Below are 17,925 nucleotides of genomic sequence, written 5' to 3' on the forward strand. Positions count from 1 at the left end.
CTATTAAAATTTATTGATTGTGTAATTAAGTTTTATGTAAAAGCTTCTACCTGGTTTTTGTATGGATAAATTATCATAAGCAGTTTTGTCAAAAATATTTTTAGCATCAAAGCTTATGACAAAATGTTCTTTAGGAAATGCATAGCTGATTCCTAAATCTTGTACAAACTGTAAGGGAATATTTGAGAAATTGGAGTCATCTCTAACACCGCTTTCTTGAGATTTTATATATGAAAATTCATCTGTAAAGTATGCGCTATAAAATAGATTTAGACTCGATTTTTTTTGAAAAAAATCTTTAATCGAATAACGAACTCCTGCATTCATTGTAAAAGTAGGAGTGTTGGGGACAGCTACTTCTAGTCCATTAACTAAGGTTGTTAAATTAAAGTGAGACATGTTAAAATTAAGTCCCAAATTATTATTGTAACTATAATTTAAGTCTAGTTCTACACCTTTAGAAGTACTTCTTTTTTCTAGGTTTACGTAATATATAACTTGATCATCTTGATCTAGCTGATCTTTATCAATAGGAAGACTAATTAGGTCTTGTATGTTTCTTGAAAAAAGATTAGTAGTAAGAGTAAAACTATGCTTTTGGATGTTGAATTTTCCAAATCGGAATCCAAGGTTGTAATTGTTACTTATTTCTGGTTTAATGGTTACATTTTCTCTAACATTGTCTCCCGCATTACCAAAAACTTCTGTTTCGCTTGGCAGTCTAACAGCTTTTTCAGCGGAAGTTAACAAGGTGATGTTTGGTAGAATTGCATAAGAAAATGCAAAACCATATCCATTGTAATTTTTATTACTGTTGTAAACTTTTTCTACAACACTCTTAGAGCCATCAGGATTGTCAATAAATTCAGGTTTGTTGTTTAGAACTTTTTGACGGTAGTGCTTTCCAAACAGATTTGCTTTTAATTGATTATTAAAGGCATTTAATTCATAACTTAATGAGTAAATGTTTTTGTATAAGTCTTTGGTTTCTTTAAATGTGTTTTCTAAAGCAGATAAAAATTCATTATGATCTTCTCTATTAAGTCCACTGTACACATGGTTTACCAAAATTTTGTTTTGTTTGTTAATTTCATAAGACAAACCAGTTCTTATTGATGCCACGTTTCTAGAGATACGATTTAAGACGGGACCATATTGAGTTTTTTCTTGTTGTGATCCCCAGTTGTATTTGATGTCGTTCCCTTTTAAATCTTTTAACCTTTCTCCTTTCCAAGTATAAACCCAAGGAACGGTATCATTTACCACACGATTTCTTTTACCGTATAAACCGTTAATGTTTATATCTAATCCTTTTATAACAAGGTCCTTTTTTTGATAAGTTAGTGTGGTTAGTTTGGCATCAGATTCCATAAATCTTCCTTTGTATGGAAGTGTTGACATAAAGGCTCCGTTTGGAATTTCTTTATAGTCGTGAGAACCCGTAAATCCAATAAAAAACTGATCTGCCCATTTTACATCAGTAAATCCTATTTGTGTAATTCCGCCTATAGATTTATAAGCATTGTTAAACATTTTAGCAGTAATTTCAGTAGTTCTTCCGTTAGGAGCAATATCTACAATACCTCTTCCCCAAACTTTATAGTTGTTGGCAGAATAATTATAAAAAGTAGAAGCTTTAAGGGTAAGTCCAGATTTTTTAAAACGATATAACCCGTTTATATTAGATTGTAAAGTATTAAAAGAACCATAAGAAATAGAAGCATTAAAATTGCTTTTAGCTCCTTTTTTCATCACTATATTAATAGCTCCGCCTAAAGCATCATCTGCCAAATGACCTGGAACTACACCTTTGTAAACTTCAATGTTTTTAATCATTGAAGGAGGAATGCTATTTAGGCTAAAAGAAGAACCGTACATGGAAATTGGAATTCCATCAATAAAAATACGGACAGAGCTACCCGATAAGCCGTTTAATGAATATTGAACATTAGAACCTAATCCACCGTTTTGACGAATTTTTACACCAACAGTGGTGTTTAACAATTCGTTGGTTTGAATATTTCTTAAACTAGCTTCTTTGGTTTCCACAACATTTACAGCAAAACCTTTGGTCTCTGTTTTTGTTTTTTCCGATTTGCTTAATAAGCTAACCTGCTTTAAAGATTCTGTGTTTTCGTTAAGAAAAAAATCTAGCTTTAAATTTTCTTTATTCTTTACCGTTACTTCTTTTGTTTCGGTCTTGTAGCCTAAATATGAAACTTTTAAAAGGTGTTTTCCTTGAGGTATATTTTTGATGACATAATTTCCATTTTCATTTACAATTGAAGCCAGTAAGTTATTATCAACAAATATGGTTGCACCAAATAATGGTTCTCCTTTTTCATCAATCACTTTTCCAGAGATGATATTTTGCAAACCTTGTGAATAAGAGCTCGTGATGATTGCAAAAAAGATGAAAAACAATTTAAACTTCATTTCTATTTAGATTTGATAAAAATAATTACTTTTGCAAAAGTATGTTATGTAGAATGAGTTTAGATAACGCAAAGAGAATTTATAATAACGCAAAAGGAATTAATGAGAATCAATATAAATAACTCTGTTTTTGATGAAGAAGAGCCTAATGTTTTAGTAGAGGACGAAGGTACTATTGATTTAGAGGAACGTAATTGGTACTTAAATAATCAAAAAGCAGAAGGTATTGTAAAAGATATACGTTTAGATGGGGCATATTTTTTATCGTATAAGCTGGAGGTGCAAAATAAAAAAAAGCTTCTTATTTCTAGTGATGATCTAGTTTTTAAATTACATTTTGAGTTTGATGAAGATGTAAAATATCAGTTTTTACAAAATAAAGATCAATATATAGAAATAAATAAAGGAACATATGAATTGCTTTTTTTATCACAATACAACAAACAAATAGTTGATCATTTTAATAGTAAAAAATCTATTGAAATATTTTTTGAAGAATTTTTTTTAAAAGAAATAGCTGGACAAGAGTTTAATCAGTTGTTGTCTGATATACAACATAGAGAGGTTTTATTAGATAAAACAAACAATAGTTTACAAGAGGGAGTGTTTATTACAGATGAAATTAACGCTATAATTAATGAAATTAACAATTGTAATTATTTAGGTTTTAAAAGAAAAGTTTTTTTAAGACTGAAAATTAAAGAGTTGATTATTGTTGCGATGACAACATATGAGTCTAGTTATAAAAAAACTAATTTATTAGAGCAAGATGTAAAGTCTTTACAAGATGTTGAGGAATATATTAAGACAAATCTTAAAAAAGATTTAACTATTTCGGAATTGGCAATTCTTGCAGGATTAAATACTTCTAAGTTGAAAAAGAGTTTTAAAAAGGTTTATGGAACAACTATTTTTAAATACATTACTTCTATTAGAATAGAAAAAGCAAAGGAGTTAATTTTAAAAGAAAAATATACTATTTCTGAAGCATCTTATGAGGTGGGATATAAAAATCCGCAACATTTTACAGTAGCATTTAAAAAGAAATTAGGGTATTTGCCTAGTCAGTTAAAAAAATAACTTTTCTATTTTATAAATACAAAAGGGTGTTTGTTTAATTGTGTTTTTCAATTTCTGTTTCAATTTCTTGTTTGTTTAATGGCTTTTCAAAATATTTTAAAATCAATCCATTTTCAATTTTTGTTTCAATTTCAGGAGTGATCTGGAATCCAGATAACATGTAGTATTTTTTTAAAGGATGTGCTTCTTTGGCTTTTTCAATAAATTCAATTCCATTTAAACCAGGCATACTCATATCGCTTATAACTATTAAAATATCAGGATTTTCATCAAGAATATTTAGTCCTTCGTATCCATCAGAGGCGATGAATATATCATATTTACTAGCAAAAACAATTTCAAATATTGTTCTATTTATTTTTTCATCATCAACATATAGAATTTTATGTTTGTTATTCATGTTAATTTTGTTTTAATGGTAAGGTTACAGTTACTGTAGTTCCTATGTTTGGTTCTGAGTTAAACTTTAAAGTACCTTTGTGATCGTTAATAATAGAAGTTGATATAGATAAGCCCAATCCTGTTCCTTGTCCTGGAGGTTTTGTTGTAAAAAACGGATCTGATATTTTGTGTAAAATATCTTTCTCAATACCATGTCCGTTATCTTCAATCTCAATAATTACTTCCTTTTCTTTTAAAGTAGTGACTACTTTAATTTCCCCTTGTTCTTTTATAGATTGTATTGAGTTGGAAAGAATGTTAAGAAATACTTGATGTAGTTTACCCGAATTTCCTTTAACCATAAGCACTGTTTCTGAGTAGTTTTTAATAGTATCTATTTTATGTTTTGTTAAACTACTTAACATTTCAAAACAATTGTCTAAAATAGAATGTATGTCACAATCTTCATCCATGTTTTTGTTGTTGCGACTAAACTGGTTTAAACCATTCAGAATGTTTGAAATTCTTTTTACTCCAATATTGATGCTTTCTAGTAAAATATTGGTATTCTCGGCATCTAGACTTTTGTGATTTTCAAAATAATTAGACAAACCTATTTGAGCACCAATTATGTAATTAAGAGGATTGTTAATTTCATGAGCAACACCAGAAGTTAAAATACCAAGTGTGGCCATTTTTTCTGATTGAATTAATTGTATTTGCGCTTTTTGAAGGCTTTCTAGTGTTTTGGCAAGTTCTTGATTAGAAGATTCAAGTTCTTTGTTTTTTTGGTTCAGTTCCTTGGTTCGCTCGTCTACCTTAACCTCTAATTTTTTTTGATATTTTTCAAGAGAATCATAAAGTTTCATGTGTTCTAATTCTGCACTAGCTCTTGAAGCAAAAATCATTAAAATAGATTCGATAGCATAGGTGTCTTTAATTTCGTTCTTAAAAAGACATACTAAAATCCCAGTAGGTTCTTTTTTAGAATCGTATAAAGGTACACCTACATAAGCCTCAATCTCCATATCAATAAGTAATTGATCATTAGGGAATAACTCAGGAATGTTTTTTAAATATGAGCAAGGATTTTGACCAATAACATTTTGACAAGGTGTGTGTTTTAAATCGTATGTAATATTTTCAAGAACTCCTTCAGTATTAACTAAAGATAAGGTTTCAACAGAATTATGATTCTCGGATAATTTTCCAATAAATGTATAATCTGCATCAAGTGCTTTGTTTAGTTTAATAACAATTTTTTCAAAAAATTGTTCTCCAAGATTATATACATCATTAGAAACAGTCTCATTAATGAGTTGTAATTGTTTCTTTAATTTATATAGTTCTTTGTTACTCATGTTAATTACGTTAAGATAATAATCACTTTGTAATTATTAAGAAACTGAAAAAGGCATGGCCTTTACTCTCAATTCCTAAAAGTACTAATCTTTTTTTTGATTATGATTAAAAAAGAATGCCTACTAAATCTTCAATTTTACTTATTTTAACAATTTCAATATTGGTTTCTTTTTGCGAAACTTTGCAGAATTTTGAGATAAATATTTTTTCAAAACCAAGTTTTTCAGCTTCGGTTATTCTTTGTTCTACTCGGTTAATAGGTCTAATTTCTCCAGCCAAACCAACCTCTGCAGCAAAGGTGTAGTTTTGAGGAACGGGTTCATCTTCGTTGCTAGATAATACAGCAACTACTACAGCCAAATCAATTGCAGGATCGTCTACAGAAATTCCACCTGTAATGTTTAAGAATACATCTTTGGCTCCAAGTCTAAATCCAGCTCTTTTTTCTAAAACAGCTAAAATCATATTTAAACGTTTTAGATTGTATCCTGTTGAGGAGCGCTGAGGAGTTCCGTAAACAGCAGTACTAACTAAGGCTTGCACTTCAATCATTAAAGGTCTCATTCCTTCTAAAGTAGCAGCAATAGCGGTTCCGCTTAAATCACCATCTTTTTTAGAGATTAAAATTTCTGATGGATTTTTAACTTCTCTTAAACCACCTGCTCTCATTTCAAAAATTCCTAATTCTTGTGTAGATCCAAAACGGTTTTTTAAAGCTCTTAAAATTCTGTAAGTATGATTTCTGTCTCCTTCAAACTGTAAAACAACATCTACCATATGTTCTAAAATTTTAGGACCAGCAATACTTCCTTCTTTATTAATGTGTCCAATAACTAAAACAGGAGTTCCTGTTTCTTTGGCAAATTTTATCAACTCAGTGGTAGTTTCTTTAATTTGAGAAATAGAACCGGCAGAACTTTCTACATAATCAGTATGTAAAGTCTGAATAGAATCAATCACCAAAATTTCGGGTTGTTCTATTTGAATGGCTTTAAATATTTTTTGAGTATTGGTCTCAGTTAGGATCAAACAATCTTGGTTTAGATTTTGAACACGTTCTGCCCTTAATTTTATTTGTGTTTGACTTTCTTCACCAGAAACATATAAAACTTTATGTTTCATGCTTAAAGCTACTTGAAGCATTAAAGTAGATTTTCCTATTCCAGGTTCTCCTCCTAACAAAATAATAGATCCTGGAACAATTCCACCTCCTAAAACATTATTTAGTTCAGTGCTAACAGCATTGTATCTAACTTCATTCTGAATTTCAATATCCTTAACCTTTAAAGCAATATTTGCTTTTCTTGGAGTAGTATCTATTTTCCAATCTGCTTTTTCTTCTTTGGAAATAACTTCTTCTACAATGGTATTCCATTCTTTACAAGTGCTACATTGCCCCATCCATTTAGCATGTTGTGTACCACAGTTTTGACAAAAGTATGCTGTTTTTGTTTTAGCCATTATTAAGCAGTTTGTAAAGTTTAAAATAGGTAAAAGTGAAAGAGGTAAATGTAATAAATATTAAGTTTTCTCAGTACTTAATACTTTGTACTCATTACTTATTTTTATTTAAAATAGGCAAGAATAAAAAAGACAATCCTCCTAAAACAATGACCAGGATAGTTTGTGAACTCCACGCAATCCATCCAAAGCTAGCACCTATAGTTGGAGATATGGCATATAATAATAAGGCTTGTTGTATTACATAAGGATATGCACCAATTCCTCCGTTAGTAGTCGCAAAACTAAAAGTTCCTATAATAAAACATATTAAAATGGCATCTAATCCTAAGTGACTAGTTTCTGGAAGAGCAAAAATGACTACATATAGCATTAGTACATACAGAATCCAGATTAAAAAAGTGTAGAAAATATAAGTCCACTTTTTCTCCATGGTAAAAAGGGTTTGAATTCCTTCTACCAATCCAACAACAAAGGTTCTTATTTTTACAAAAAGAGGTTTTTCAGATTTTTTAATAGCACTGAAAGTTACGTAAGCAACCCCTAGAAGTGCCAATCCAATAAAAGCAAGTAAAATTGGGTTAGGCGGAATTCTGTCAATAATTAATTTTTTAATCAATTCATATTGAGCAAAAAAAGCCAAAACAATTAAAAGTAAATAGACCACCATATCTGCCAATCGTTCTGCTACAATAGTTCCAAAAGCTTTTTCAAAAGGAACATCTTCGTATTGATTAATGGTAGCTGCACGAGTAAATTCTCCGGCTCTAGGAATGCCTAAGTTTACCAAATAGGCTACAAAAACAGCCATGGCGTTGTTGTAAAATTTAGGTTGATAACCCAATGGTTTTAACATAAATTTCCAGCGATAGGCTCTACATATATGACTAAGAAAGCCTAAAAATAAAGAAAGACCTACCCACCAATAATTGGCGTTGTAAAAAGAAGTTTTAATTTCAGTTAATTCTTCTTGTGTAAATTTAGAAAGAGATAACCAAATTAAAAAAGCACCTAATAAAAGAGGTAATGCTGTTTTTAATGTTTTTTTGGTACTAGCTTTCAATCTTAGGTAAGGGAGTTAGTTTCTTCATTAGGAAAAACAATAGATGGACTAAATTTTTTAGCCTCTTCAAAATCCATCAATCCATAAGAAATAATAATAATAATATCACCTGGAGCAACACGTCTAGCGGCTGGACCGTTTAAGGTAATTTCTCCACTATTTCTTTCTCCCGGAATAATATAAGTATCTAAGCGTTCACCATTGTTTACGTTTACAATAGACACTTTTTCACCTTCAATCATGTTAGCAGCTTCCATTAAAGCTCTATCAATAGTAATACTACCAATATAGTTTAAGTCTGCTCCAGTAACTTTGATTCTGTGTATTTTAGATTTTACTACTTCAATTTGCATGGTGCAAAATTAATTATTTATATCTTAATTTACGTTATAACTTTTTATAATTAATTTACAACGCTATATTATCTATCAATCTTATTTCTCCTGCAAAAACCGCAATAAAAGCTCTGTGATTTTTGTTTTGATCAAAAACAGTTACCGTTTTTAAATTACTTTCATCAGCAATGGTAAAGTATTCTAACTCTAAATTAGGTTGATTTTTAAATTCATTTTCTACCCATTTTTCAATTTCAACAGGGCTAAAAGAAGTTATCATTTCTTTTGCTTTGGTAATGGTTTTGTAAATAAACGGAGCGCTAGCTCTGTGTTTGGTAGTTAAACGCATGTTTCTTGAGCTTCCTGCCAAACCATCATATTCTCTATCAATAGCACAACCTATAATATTTACTGGTTGTTTGGTAATGCTTACCAGCTTTTTGATGATTTGTAATTGCTGAAAATCTTTTTCTCCAAAATAAGCATTGTTTGGAGTAATAATGTTGAATAGTTTTTTAACAATAGTTCCCACACCATTAAAATGATTGTCTCTAAACTTTCCTTCCATTTCTTTGTCTAGACCTTCAAAATCAAAAATTTCTGCTACTTCATCTTTGTCATACATTTCACTCGCTTCTGGAGTAAAAACAATATCACAATCAACACGTTTTAATTTTTCCAAATCTTCTTCAAGAGTTCTAGGGTATTTTTCTAAATCAGCAGGATTGTTGAATTGAGTGGGGTTTACAAAAATACTAACAACCACAACATCGTTGTCTTTTTTAGCCTCATTAATCAATGATAAATGACCTTTGTGTAAAGCTCCCATGGTAGGAACCAAACCAACAGTTAGTCCTTTGGATTTTAGGTCTGTAATATAAGAACTAGCTAATTCTTTAACAGAGAATACTTTCATTCGTTATGTTTACTTTTAAGCAACTGCAAACTTACTATAAATACCTGTATATTGGGTATTTTTTCGTATTTTTGCAAAATTATATTCAATAATTGAATGATTTATGAAGAACAAGAGAGTTTTATACGTTTCTAGTGAGGTTACTCCATATACACCTTTAACAGAAATGTCAGAAATGTCTTTCGAGGCGGCAAAAAAAGCCCATCACAAGGGCGTACAAACAAGAATTTTTATGCCGAGATTCGGTTTGATTAATGAAAGAAGACATCAATTACACGAAGTAATAAGACTTTCAGGAATGAACTTAATAGTGAATGATATGGACATGCCTTTAATTATAAAGGTAGCCTCTATTCCTAAGGAAAGAATGCAAGTTTATTTTATTGACAATGAAGAATACTTCAAAAGAAAAGCAACTTTTACAGATGATAAAGATGTAATGTTTGCCGATAATGATGAAAGAGCTATCTTTTTTGCGAAAGGAGTTGTAGAAACCGTTAAGAAATTAAATTGGGCACCAGATATTATTCATGTACATGGTTGGATGGCATGTTTATTGCCGTTGTACCTTAAAGAATATTATAAAGACGATGCCTTGTTTGCCAATACAAAAATTGTAACTTCTGTTTACGATAATGAATTTGAAGGAACTTTGGATAATGGTTTAGCAAACAAAGTACGTTTTGACGAAATTTCTGATGAAAAATCAAAAGTGTTAGAAAATCCAACATTCGCAAATATTATTAAAAGTGCTATTGATAACTCTGATGCAGTGATCAAAGCAAGTAGATTTGTAAATGATGATTTAGAAGATTATTTAGACGATTTAGAAAAACCATTTTTAGATTATCAAACTGAGGATACCTTTGCAGAAGCATATTTAGAATTTTACACAGAAAAAGTTTTAAACTAAAAGCCATATATGAGACTTTTGAACATTAAAAATTTTAAAACCATAGCAGCTCTTGGTACTATGGTTTTTTTTATGAGTTGTACAAGTGATGTTGTCACTAATACGGGAGGATTAATTGATAATAATAACTTTTATAAGGATACTATTAATGTAGATCCTATATTAAGTACTGTTGAGATTGATACTGTAAGAACAAATTTATTAAGTACCTATCTTTTAGGAGAATATATAGATCCTAAATTAGGGACTTTAAAAGCCTCAATAGTTGGGCAAATTGTACCAGAAAGATATCCATTAAGAAGAACCTTAAATGATACTTTAAATGCTATTACTACAACAAGTGATGTAGCTACTGTGTTAGAGTTACCTTTGCCACTGGTTAATAAAGCAGGTTCTACAGACGAATTTGAAATAGCAAATTTAGTCGGAGATGTTACTTCTAGTATTGATATAACGGTTGCTACTTTCACTACTTATTTAGAGCAGGTAAATGCAGATGCTAAGCCAAGAATTTATTATTCAGACGGAACAAATAATGCTGGAACGAAAGAAAGTTTAGGAGATGAAACTGTTTTAGGATTTAAAAATGATATTGCAATTAAAGCTACTTATACAGAAGCTGATTCCTTGTTATATTCACTAAATATTAATTTAGATAATGATCATTTTAAAACTGAATTATTAGATAAGCTTGATGAAAAAACGATTGCTAATGATGATGATTTTAAATTACTTTTTAAAGGGTTAAAAATCACAGCTATAAAGGATGGAGTAGGGTATGCGATTCCTTTTGATTTGTCTAAAGCAAGATTGAGAATCAATTATAAAAATACAATTACAGCTACCGACACCGTAATCGAAAGAGATAAGGAGTTAACATTTAAATTCCAAGGAGCAGTTTATGATTTGTACGATCATGATCATGCAAATAGTAATGAACCTAATAAAGTATATGTTCAAGGGGCAGGTGGTTATGAAACTTCAATTGATATTTCAACTTTAATAGCAGATAATAGTGTTGTTTCTCAGTCTGAAAATTGGTTGATTAATCTAGCAAAAATAAAAATTTATTTAGATGAGATAGAAGAGCAGAATTTACAGAACTTCTATTTATATGGAATTAAAACAGATGGAAGTGTAAAGATTATTGATGATTATATCACTTTAGGAGTAGGTTCTGTTAATGGTATTGTTGCTTATGAGGATGTTGAAGACAAAAAAGATCCTTATATTCAATTCTTTATCACAGATTTTATCAAAAAATCACTGGCTAAAGGTGATATTGTTGAATTAAGAGTAAGGGCAAGAGAAGCTTCAGATGCAGGTAGCGTTATAAGTTATAAATCAACAACAGCGAAAGGAGCTATATTGTTAAATGATGTAACATCAGTAAAAGCACCTAAGTTAGAAGTTATTTATTCTAAAATAGTAGACTACTAATCTTTTTTAGATTTAAAGCATAAAAAACCCAACTCATAGTTGGGTTTTTTCTTTTATAAAAGATTGAATTTTACATCATTCCTGGCATTCCTCCGCCCATAGGAGGCATAGCTGGAGTATCTTCTTTAATGTCTATTAATGTGCATGCTGTTGTTAAAATCATACCAGCAACAGAAGCTGCGTTTTCTAAAGCGACACGAGTTACTTTAGTAGGGTCAATAATTCCAGCAGCAAACATTTGAACGTATTCTTCAGTTTTAGCATTGTATCCAAAGTCTCCAGAACCTTCAATTACTTTAGCTACTACTACAGAACCTTCTCCGCCAGCGTTGCTTACAATTTGTCTTAATGGTTCTTCAATGGCTCTATTTACAATAGCAACTCCAGTTTTTTCATCACCATTATCAGTTTCTATATTTGCTAAAGCAGCTTTTGCTCTAACAAGTGCAACACCTCCACCAGCAACAATACCTTCTTCTACAGCTGCTCTGGTTGCATGTAAAGCATCATCAACTCTATCTTTTTTCTCCTTCATTTCTACCTCAGAAGCAGCACCTACATATAATACAGCAACTCCACCAGCTAACTTAGCTAAACGTTCTTGTAATTTTTCTTTGTCGTAGTCAGAAGTAGTTGTTTCTATCTGAGCTTTGATTTGGTTTACTCTAGCTTCAATTGCTTCAGAAGTTCCAGCTCCATTAACAATAGTTGTGTTGTCTTTGTCAATAGTAATATTTTCAGCAGTTCCTAAAGATTCCAAAGTAGTGTTTTCTAAAGTCAATCCCATTTCTTCAGAAATAACAGTACCTCCTGTTAAAATAGCAATGTCTTCTAACATGGCTTTACGTCTGTCACCAAATCCAGGAGCTTTTACCGCAGCAATTTTTAAGGCACCACGTAATTTGTTCATTACCAAAGTAGCTAAGGCTTCACCATCAACATCTTCAGCAATAATTAATAAAGGTTTACCGCTTTGAGAAATTGGTTCTAAAATCGGCAATAACTCTTTAAGGTTAGAGATTTTTTTGTCGTATAATAAAATGTATGGATTGTCTAATTCAGCCAACATTTTTTCTGAATTGGTAACAAAGTAAGGAGATAAATATCCTCTGTCAAATTGCATTCCTTCAACAATATCTACATAAGTTTCAGTTCCTTTAGCTTCTTCAACAGTAATTACACCTTCTTTACCAACTTTTCCAAAAGCCTCAGCGATTAAATCACCAATTGAGTTATCGTTGTTTGCAGAAATGGCTGCTACTTGTTGAATTTGACTTGAATCAGATCCTACTTCTTTAGATTGCTCAGCAAGTCCTGTTATGATAGAAGCTACCGCTTTGTCTATTCCTTTTTTTAAGTCTAATGGATTTGCTCCGGCAGCCACGTTTTTTAATCCTTCTTGCACAATTGCTTGTGCTAATACAGTTGCAGTTGTAGTACCATCACCTGCTAAATCGTTGGTTTTAGAAGCTACTTCTTTTACCATTTGAGCTCCCATGTTCTCTAAAGGATCAGATAATTCAATTTCTTTAGCAACTGATACTCCATCTTTAGTAATGTGTGGTCCTCCAAAGGCTTTTCCAATAACAACGTTACGTCCTTTTGGTCCTAAAGTTACTTTTACTGCATTTGCCAATGCATCCACTCCACGTTTTAAACCGTCTCTTGCTTCAATATCAAAAATAATGTCTTTTGCCATTTTTTAAGTTTTTAATGTTAGATAATCGCGAAAATATCGCTCTCTCTCATGATTAAATAATCTTTTCCTTCGTAAGCTAATTCAGTTCCTGCATATTTACCGTATAAAACAGTATCTCCTACTTTTACAGTAATAGGATTTTCCTTTGTTCCGTTACCTGCAGCAACTACAGTTCCAGTTAAAGGTTTTTCTTTTGCAGAGTCTGGAATAATTAATCCAGAAGCAGTTTTTGTTTCCGCTGGAGCTGGCTCTACCAAAACTCTATCAGCTAATGGTTTAATGTTTATGCTCATATTATTTAATTTATAAAGTTATTACTGATTGTTTAATGGTCGAAAAGTGTGCCAATTGATTGAATGGCATAAGTCTAAAAAAAAATGTCATCATGTAGTGACATGATGACATTTTTATATGGTAAGAATAGTTGTTATTCTGCTTCTTTTGACTCTTCTGCAGGAGCATTATCATTAATGATATCTTCAATGTCAGCAGCTTCATCATTTACAGGAGCAACTTCATCTCTCTGTTGAATAGTGTTTTGTAATTCAGATTTGCTTGCTTCATCTCTAGGAATTGCTAAACTAGATAATAAAATCAATGCTAATAAAGTAATGGCTAAAGTCCAAGTTGCTTTGTCTAAAAAGTTGTTAGTGCTTTGAACACCTCCAATATTACCTCCAGAACCTCCAGTTAATGAAGAAGACAATCCTCCTCCTTTAGGGTTTTGAACTAATACAATTAGGATAAGTAGTATTGCCACTACCATGATTACTATTAACAATAGGTTGTAAGTCATAATTTATTATTTTGTAATATTTTGATTCTTTGTATTTGGTCTGCAAATAAACTACTTTTTTCTGGATATTTCAAACTTAAAATTTTGTAGGCTTGAATTGCATTTTCGTATTTTTTTTGAGCAAGATAAACTTTGGCTAAAGTTTCAGTCATCAGCTCGTTTGAAATATCAGTGTTTGTTGTGGCTACAGTAGCACTATCAATAGGAATATTTTTTTTGATAGGGCTTATTTTAGGATTGTTGTTTATGAATTGATTGATGATTTTTAGCTTTGGATTGCTAATGGTCTTCTTTGTTTCTGCAATTTTTGAGGCTTCGCGTTCAATAGGGTTAGGGGAAGAGATTTGCAACCACTGATTAAAACTGTGTTTTTCAGCCTTATTAAAAGCCAATGGTTTGGCAATTTGTTGCTCAATATTTTCTTCTAACGTATCTTCTTTTTTGATTGTATCTTGTTGAATAACACTAGGTATTTCTTTTTCAGTCTTTGTTTCTTCAATATGAGTGATAAAATCAAAAAGAATCTCTCTGTTAACCGTGTGAGCAGCTACATTCTTTAGTGCATTGTTATATTTAAAATGTTGTTGCTGATGGTATTTTTTTAATAAAAGTGTTTTGTTTAATTGAAAATAAGGGAATTTATCAGCAATATTTTCTAGAGTCTCTATACTTAGAGTCTTTATATTGTTGTTTTTTATTGCTTGTGTAAATTCTTGCATAGTTTTACCAGTTGGCTACAGAAGCGTTAAAAATATTTTGAGTAATTCTTTCAAAAATTTCCTCATATGCAGCTTCTAAAGTAGCTCCTTGTAATATGGTGTTGGCATCATAATCATAAAAGTGACTGAACCTTTTTTCAAAGTTTTTCTTTTCATCTGTTCTATTATAAAAACGAACATTTACTTCTACGGTTAACCTGTTTTGTGCTGCTGTTTGATCGGCAGTAGCAGTCATAGGAGTAATAGAATATCTGGTAATTTCTCCTTCAAATTGTAAGTCACCATTAGTTTTAACCAAATCTAAATTGGTTTGGGTGATGAAAAAATCTTGTAAAGCCAAGGTAAATGCTTGACTTAAACTTGGTTCTACCAAATTGGCATTGTTGTTAAAAAAATCAACCTGAATGGTTTTTGCATTCCCCGTATCACCTCCTGTAAAACTGTAAATACCACAACTAATTACTGTGAAAAGAGTAGCGAAAACTATAAATTTTGGTAAGAGTTTTTTTAACATAACAAATGGCTTATGAGCAAATATAACTTATAAATTATATTGTTTTATTTTTCGGTATAAGGTTCTTTCAGAAATTCCTAGTTCTTTGGCAGCTAACTTGCGTTTGTTGCTATTGCGTTCCAAAGATTTTTTAATCATTTCTATTTCTTTGTCTTGCAGAGATAAATTTTCATCTTCTTCAACGGTTTCTATGTAATATTCTTCATCATCATCTTGATGAATATCGTCATCGTTATTATGAAAAGAAACTAAACCTTCATTGTTGTTATTGATACTAGGACTTGGAGCAAGTGTTTTAGTAGTAGAGGTTTCTAAAAACGCCTCAGATTCTTTTATTTTGCTACCGTGCATAATATTTAAAGTTACTTTTTTAAGTTCGTTTAATTCCGTTCTTAAATCGTAAATCATTTTTAAAAGACTCGATTTCTCTTCTCCAAAAGAATGATTACTTTCATCAATAATCATAGGAAGGGATGAAGAACTTAAATTAGGTAAATATTGTTTTAATTTAAGAGCATCAATATTTCTGTTTTCTTCTATCACAGATATTTGTTCGGCAATGTTTCTTAACTGACGAATGTTTCCTGGAAAATGATACCTGATTAATAAAGCCACAGCATCATCAGTTAAACGAACTGTTGGCATTTTATATTTTTGAGCAAAATCTGAAGCAAATTTTCTAAACAATAAATGAATGTCTTCATTTCTGTTTCTTAAAGGAGGAAGTTCAATTTCTACAGTACTTAATCGGTAGTATAAATCTTCTCTAAATTTCCCTTTTTTAATAGCTTCAACCATTTTTACGTTGGTGGCTGCTACAATTCTAACGTCAGTTTTTTGAACTTCGGAAGAACCTACTTTAATGAATTCACCATTTTCTAAAACACGCAACAAACGTACTTGGGTAGTTAAAGGCAATTCACCAACTTCATCTAAAAAAATAGTTCCTCCATCGGCTACTTCAAAATATCCTTTACGAGTATTGGTAGCTCCAGTAAAAGCTCCTTTTTCGTGTCCAAATAATTCACTGTCAATAGTTCCTTCTGGAATAGCACCACAGTTTACAGCAATATAATTGTTGTGTTTTCTTTGAGATAAAGAATGAATAATTTTTGGAATATTTTCTTTACCCACACCGCTTTCTCCTGCAACCAATACAGAAATATCTGTGGGTGCCACACGAGTAGCTTTTTCTATAGATCTATTTAATTTGGGATCGTTTCCTATAATTCCAAAACGCTGTTTAATTACTTGAACAGATTCCATAATTGTTTTTTTAATAATACTATAAATTATGAGTGACTTACATATTCTCCTAGCAATGTTGCAGAAGTACAATCTGTAATTTTAACTTTTACAAAGTCTCCTACTTTTTGATTTCCTTTAGGGAAAACAATTGCATAGTTTTGAGAGTTTCTAGCCATCCAATGTTGATCAGATTTTTTAGAATTTCCTTCTATTAAAGCAACCACGGTTTTTCCTAAATAAGATTCGGTGTTGGCAAGGCTCATTTTCCTTTGTAAATCAATCACTTCTTGTAAACGTCTTTTCTTTACTTCAGCAGGAACATCATCTGGGAATTTTTTCTCTGCCAAAGTTCCTGGTCTTTCAGAATAAGCAAACATAAATCCGTAGTCGTAGTTTACGTATTCCATTAAAGATAAGGTGTCTTTGTGTTCTTCTTCTGTTTCTCCACAAAAACCAACAATCATATCTTGAGAAATAGCACAATCAGGTAATAAAGTTCTGATGTTGTCAATCAACTCCATATATTCTTCTCGGGTGTGCTGACGGTTCATTCTTTCTAATACAGTAGTACTTCCAGATTGAACAGGTAAATGTAAGTATCTACAAATATTTGGATATTTTACCATTGTGTGTAAAACATTAATATCCATATCCTGAGGATTATTGGTGAAGAATCGTACCCACATTTCAGGAAAAGTATCAGCAACCATTTTTAACAAATCAGCAAAACCAACAGCAGTTGCTTGCGCAATATCACTGGCTTTTTCAAAATCTTTTTTAAGTCCACCACCATACCAAAGGTAACTATCTACATTCTGACCTAATAAGGTAACTTCTTTATAACCTTTTTCTTGTAAATCTTTAATTTCAGAAATAATACTTTGTGGATCCCTACTACGTTCTCTACCACGAGTAAAAGGAACTACGCAAAACGTACACATGTTATCACAACCACGTGTAATGGTTACAAATGCAGAAACTCCGTTAGAGTTTAAACGAACCGGAGAAACATCAGCATAAGTTTCTTCTTTAGATAAAATTACGTTTACAGCATTTCTTCCTTCATTTACTTCCTCTAATAAATTAGGTAAATCTCTGTAAGCATCTGGTCCTACCACCAAATCCACTATTTTTTCTTCTTCTAAAAACTTAGATTTTAAACGCTCGGCCATACACCCTAAAACTCCAACCTTCATATTTGGGTTAATTTTTTTAATGGCGTTATATTTTTCTAAACGTTTACGAATGGTTTGTTCTGCCTTTTCACGAATAGAACAAGTATTTACCATCACCAAATCGGCTTCTTCTAAATTTAAAGTGGTGTTGTATCCTGTTTCTGATAAAATAGAAGCAACAATTTCACTGTCATTCATATTCATTTGGCAACCATAACTTTCTATATAAAGTTTTTTGGTATTACCTTCCTTAAAGTCAGTAGAAAGAGGATGCCCTTGCTTGTTTGCATCAATAATCTTTTCTTCTGTTGTAACTCTACTCATTTTTTGTGATTTTCTAAGGATGCAAATTTACAATAAATATTGCGATTTGTGACAAGATGTCAT

The 17,925-nt window shown here is 31.2% G+C and carries 17 protein-coding genes; 3 read left to right on the forward strand and 14 right to left on the reverse strand.

Annotated features, from left to right (window positions below; all coding sequences use genetic code 11):
* Positions 1–3 precede the first annotated feature (3 nt).
* The gene (locus tag BUB70_RS03465; protein WP_073118274.1) at positions 4–2,436 is read right to left on the reverse strand and encodes a TonB-dependent receptor; all 2,433 of its coding nucleotides are present in this window, start codon (positions 2,434–2,436) and stop codon (positions 4–6) included.
* Between the two features lie 102 nt (positions 2,437–2,538).
* Between BUB70_RS03465 and BUB70_RS03470 the strand changes: the two genes are divergently transcribed.
* Entirely contained in the window at positions 2,539–3,516 is a 978-nt protein-coding gene (locus tag BUB70_RS03470) for a helix-turn-helix domain-containing protein (RefSeq protein ID WP_073118275.1), read from the forward strand.
* A gap of 34 nt (positions 3,517–3,550) precedes the next feature.
* Here the strand turns inward: BUB70_RS03470 and BUB70_RS03475 are convergent, their stop codons facing one another.
* The 6 genes from BUB70_RS03475 to panC all read right to left on the reverse strand — a co-directional run bounded on the left by BUB70_RS03475 (position 3,551) and on the right by panC (position 9,034).
* Positions 3,551–3,916: a response regulator gene (locus BUB70_RS03475; RefSeq protein ID WP_073118276.1), complete on the reverse strand. Its 366-nt coding sequence runs from the start codon at positions 3,914–3,916 to the stop codon at positions 3,551–3,553.
* A gap of 1 nt (position 3,917) precedes the next feature.
* Positions 3,918–5,258: a sensor histidine kinase gene (locus BUB70_RS03480; protein ID WP_073118278.1), complete on the reverse strand. Its 1,341-nt coding sequence runs from the start codon at positions 5,256–5,258 to the stop codon at positions 3,918–3,920.
* Between the two features lie 106 nt (positions 5,259–5,364).
* Positions 5,365–6,720: a DNA repair protein RadA gene (gene radA / locus BUB70_RS03485; RefSeq protein ID WP_073118280.1), complete on the reverse strand. Its 1,356-nt coding sequence runs from the start codon at positions 6,718–6,720 to the stop codon at positions 5,365–5,367.
* Positions 6,721–6,814: 94 nt separating this feature from the next.
* The gene (locus tag BUB70_RS03490) at positions 6,815–7,783 is read right to left on the reverse strand and encodes a lysylphosphatidylglycerol synthase transmembrane domain-containing protein (protein WP_073118282.1); all 969 of its coding nucleotides are present in this window, start codon (positions 7,781–7,783) and stop codon (positions 6,815–6,817) included.
* Between the two features lie 2 nt (positions 7,784–7,785).
* Positions 7,786–8,136, reverse strand: a complete 351-nt coding sequence (panD, locus tag BUB70_RS03495; protein WP_073118284.1) for an aspartate 1-decarboxylase — start codon at positions 8,134–8,136, stop codon at positions 7,786–7,788.
* A gap of 55 nt (positions 8,137–8,191) precedes the next feature.
* A complete protein-coding gene (panC, locus tag BUB70_RS03500) occupies positions 8,192–9,034 on the reverse strand; it encodes a pantoate--beta-alanine ligase (protein WP_073118286.1) in 843 nt (280 codons plus the stop codon).
* 103 nt (positions 9,035–9,137) lie between these two features.
* Between panC and BUB70_RS03505 the strand changes: the two genes are divergently transcribed.
* Together BUB70_RS03505 and BUB70_RS03510 are read left to right on the forward strand one after the other, a co-directional pair.
* On the forward strand, positions 9,138–9,947 hold the full coding sequence (locus BUB70_RS03505; protein ID WP_073118288.1) for a glycogen/starch synthase: 810 nt from the start codon (positions 9,138–9,140) through the stop codon (positions 9,945–9,947).
* A 9-nt stretch (positions 9,948–9,956) separates the two neighbouring features.
* A complete protein-coding gene (locus BUB70_RS03510; RefSeq protein ID WP_073118290.1) occupies positions 9,957–11,387 on the forward strand; it encodes a DUF4270 family protein in 1,431 nt (476 codons plus the stop codon).
* A 70-nt stretch (positions 11,388–11,457) separates the two neighbouring features.
* Here the strand turns inward: BUB70_RS03510 and groL are convergent, their stop codons facing one another.
* From groL to miaB, 7 genes are all read right to left on the reverse strand, one after another.
* Positions 11,458–13,086 carry a chaperonin GroEL gene (groL, locus tag BUB70_RS03515; protein WP_073118292.1) on the reverse strand — a complete coding sequence of 543 codons (1,629 nt, stop codon included), beginning with the start codon at positions 13,084–13,086 and terminating at the stop codon, positions 11,458–11,460.
* Between the two features lie 17 nt (positions 13,087–13,103).
* The gene (locus tag BUB70_RS03520; RefSeq protein WP_073118294.1) at positions 13,104–13,379 is read right to left on the reverse strand and encodes a co-chaperone GroES; all 276 of its coding nucleotides are present in this window, start codon (positions 13,377–13,379) and stop codon (positions 13,104–13,106) included.
* Positions 13,380–13,513: 134 nt separating this feature from the next.
* On the reverse strand, positions 13,514–13,882 hold the full coding sequence (gene secG, locus BUB70_RS03525) for a preprotein translocase subunit SecG (protein WP_084730157.1): 369 nt from the start codon (positions 13,880–13,882) through the stop codon (positions 13,514–13,516).
* On the reverse strand, positions 13,879–14,601 hold the full coding sequence (locus BUB70_RS03530; protein WP_073118298.1) for a hypothetical protein: 723 nt from the start codon (positions 14,599–14,601) through the stop codon (positions 13,879–13,881). Before BUB70_RS03530 ends, secG begins: the two co-directional genes overlap by 4 nt.
* 4 nt (positions 14,602–14,605) lie before the next feature.
* Positions 14,606–15,115, reverse strand: a complete 510-nt coding sequence (locus BUB70_RS03535) for an LptE family protein (RefSeq protein WP_073118300.1) — start codon at positions 15,113–15,115, stop codon at positions 14,606–14,608.
* Between the two features lie 27 nt (positions 15,116–15,142).
* Positions 15,143–16,381 carry a sigma-54 interaction domain-containing protein gene (locus tag BUB70_RS03540; RefSeq protein WP_073118303.1) on the reverse strand — a complete coding sequence of 413 codons (1,239 nt, stop codon included), beginning with the start codon at positions 16,379–16,381 and terminating at the stop codon, positions 15,143–15,145.
* A 26-nt stretch (positions 16,382–16,407) separates the two neighbouring features.
* A complete protein-coding gene (gene miaB, locus BUB70_RS03545; RefSeq protein WP_073118305.1) occupies positions 16,408–17,862 on the reverse strand; it encodes a tRNA (N6-isopentenyl adenosine(37)-C2)-methylthiotransferase MiaB in 1,455 nt (484 codons plus the stop codon).
* Positions 17,863–17,925: the final 63 nt, after the last annotated feature.

Origin of the sequence: Wenyingzhuangia marina, assembly GCF_900130035.1 — a bacterium.
GTDB classification, from domain to species: Bacteria; Bacteroidota; Bacteroidia; order Flavobacteriales; family Flavobacteriaceae; genus Wenyingzhuangia; species Wenyingzhuangia marina.